The sequence below is a fragment of the Rhodobaculum claviforme genome, assembly GCF_016653255.1.
In the GTDB taxonomy this organism is placed as follows: domain Bacteria; phylum Pseudomonadota; class Alphaproteobacteria; order Rhodobacterales; family Rhodobacteraceae; genus Rhodobaculum; species Rhodobaculum claviforme.
In genome coordinates this window covers 1-2,649 of record NZ_NHSD01000147.1, presented here as the reverse complement: position 1 = coordinate 2,649, position 2,649 = coordinate 1, and the positions used below count along the sequence as shown (strand labels likewise).

General features: G+C 74.8%; 2 protein-coding genes. One reads left to right on the top strand and one right to left on the bottom strand.

Annotation, left to right across the window (positions count from 1 at the left end; genetic code table 11):
• Window positions 1–460: response regulator (locus CCR87_RS04715; protein WP_201156415.1), on the top strand; the 460-nt coding region annotated here is incomplete at its 5' end.
• 6 nt (window positions 461–466) lie between these two features.
• On the opposite strand, the gene CCR87_RS04710 is transcribed toward CCR87_RS04715, so the two are convergent.
• Window positions 467–1,405, bottom strand: coding sequence for a DUF2927 domain-containing protein (locus CCR87_RS04710; RefSeq protein ID WP_201156414.1), 939 nt, complete (start codon window positions 1,403–1,405; stop codon window positions 467–469).
• Between the last annotated feature and the right edge of the window lie 1,244 nt (window positions 1,406–2,649).

The window sequence follows — 2,649 nt, the reverse complement described above, 5'->3', positions numbered from 1 at the left end:
CGCCCAGCCGCCCGCGCCGCACGACGCCCCCGCCGTGGCGGACGCCCGCCCGCTGCAGGGGCTGCGCGTCCTCGTGGCCGAGGATACCGGCACCAACCGCAAGATCATCGAGATCCTGCTGCGCAAGCTCGGTGCCAGCGCAACCTTTGCCGTCGACGGCCAGCAGGCCTGCGACGTCTGGCGCCCGGGCGCGTTCGACGCGCTGCTCCTCGACATCTCGATGCCGGTCAAGGACGGGCTGGAGGCGCTGGCCGACATCGACGCGCGCGCGCGCGGGCTGGGTGTGGCACGGCCACCGGCGTTCGCGGCCACCGCCAACCTGATGCCGGACCAGATCGACGAATACCTGGCACGGGGATTCGCGGGCGTGCTGGGCAAGCCCTTCCAGCAGGCTGATCTGGTGGCGCTTCTGGCCGGGCTGGCCCGGCCGGAGGTCCCCGTTCCCCTGGCCGTGAGCTGACGCAGCTCAGCTCTCGCCGCCCAGAAGCTCCACCGCGATGGCCTCCACGATGGGGCGGGCCTCGGCCGGGCCCATGCCGGGTTGCAGACGCGGATCATAAAGGATGCGCAGCAGCGCCTCGTCATGGCGGGTTAGCACCGCGAACTCCAGCGAGTCGTTGAAGATCGACGGGCGCGCGGCGGCCGAGTCGTTGGGCAGGCCCAGCCCCTGCGCGATCTCCTCGTGAAAGCACGAGGTGCGGGTCAGCTCCGGCAACTCGGCCCGGATCACCGCCACCGCCTGGGTGTGCACATGGGTGCCCGCCCGCGCGAACCCGATCACCATGCAGCTGACCGACAGCGGCAGGTTGGCGATGGTGTCCTCCAGCGTTGCGTCGATGGAGGGGATCAGCGCGCGCAGGCGAGGGCCGATGGCGCGACGCTCCTCCTCGGTCAGGACGAGGACGCGGAAGTTCGCCGTTTCCACCCCCTCGGTGATCGTGACGGGGTGCCCGGTGATGCGCCCCAGCCGCACGGCCAGGTCACGCAGCTGCGCGGAATCGATGGCGCGCTGCTCGGGCGGGACCGCCTCGCCGAACTCCAGCGCCAGACGGACCGGCCGGTCCCACCGGCGCAGCCGCGCCCCGGTTTCCCGTTCGATCAGGCGGCCCCCCGCCAGCACATATTCGTCGCGCAGCGCAATGCGGTCGAAGTTGCGCACCAGCGTGTTGACCCCAAAGGGGATATCCCGCGCCTCGGCGTCGGTGCGCATCAGCCCGCGCCCGCGCAGCGTCTGCTCCTGACGCTCGAAATGCGCGCGCACGCTGTCGCCGAGGGTGGGTTCCTGCGCGATCGCCAGCGGCTGCGGATCTGGCGGCGCGGCAGCGCTCACGATCTCGGGCACCGGGGCGCAGGCGGACACCCCCAGCACGCACAGCGCCGTCGCCAACGCGCGGCTTCGGCGCATGCCGCCGCCGCGCCAAACCCCGCACCACCCCCACGACTGCGCTGCACCGCACACCATCATCAGCGCCCCCCGGCCCCACTTGCGGCGGGTCCGGGGCCGCGTGTCACCCCGGTCTCCCCGCATTTGTGCAGTATAGAGGGCACCATCCGACGCGGCCAGTGCCAGCCGCGCCGACGCATCGCCACGCCGCCCGACTGCATCGAAAGCGCCACAGGGTCCGGGCGGGGCGCCCCGTCAGCGCGGACGCGGAGGCCGCCCCTTGCCGCCGGGTCCGGACTTGCCCCCGCCGCCTGTCTTGGGACCCGCCTTGCCGCCGGCGCCCCGGCCGGCTGCGGGCCGGCGACGTCGGCCGAGGCTGTGGCTCGGGTCGGACGGGTCGGGGCGGTCATCGGCGCCGATGCGCGAGGGCAACGCGGGCGCGGGTGGCCGGAAATGCGATGCCGACGGTCCGGGGGGACGGGGCCGTGCCGCCGCATCGCCCGCCGGTCGTGGCCCCTTTGCATCGGGTCTTGCGCCGGCCGGTCGCGGCCCCGAACGCGCCGCATCCCCCTTGGCGTGCCCCGAAGCAGACCCGGAAACGGGCCCGGAGACAGCAGCGGCGCGCGGCGGCCGGGCTGCGCCCCCGGCCCGGTCGGTACGGTCAGGGCGCGCCCCACCGGGCCCGGGCTTGTCGCCTCTCGGCCGGTCCGCTTTTGGCCAGTCCGCTTTTGGCCGGTCACTGTGGGGCGCGTCGCCTCGCGGTCCGCTGCCACGCGGCCGGTCGGGCCGGGGCTTGTCCGACCCGAACTTGTCGGGCCCGAACTTGTTGGGCCCGAACTTGTCGGACCGGGGCCTGTCGGACCGGAACGTGTCGGAACGGGGCTTGTCGGAACGGGGCCGGTCCGGGCGGACGCTGTCGGCGCGGGATGCGTCCGGGCGTGACCCACCGGACCGCGCTCCACCACCGGTGTGCGACGGGGCGCGGTCGGGGCGTCCGTTCGCGCGCGGCCGCTCGGACCACGGCTTGTCCGAGCCCGACCTGCCGCCGTGCCTGGCGTCGCCCCGCGGGGCGTCGGTCCGGGGCCCACCGGTCCGCGAGTCGCCCGCGCCCGATGCACCGGCCCGAGGTCCACCATCCCGAGATCCACTGGCCCGCGATGCACCGGACCCAGACGCACCGGACCGGACCTCGGTGGGTCGAGGCTTGGGGGCGGGCCGCGGCGCGGGCTTGCCCGCAGCGCCGGAACCGGTCACCGGGCGCGGGG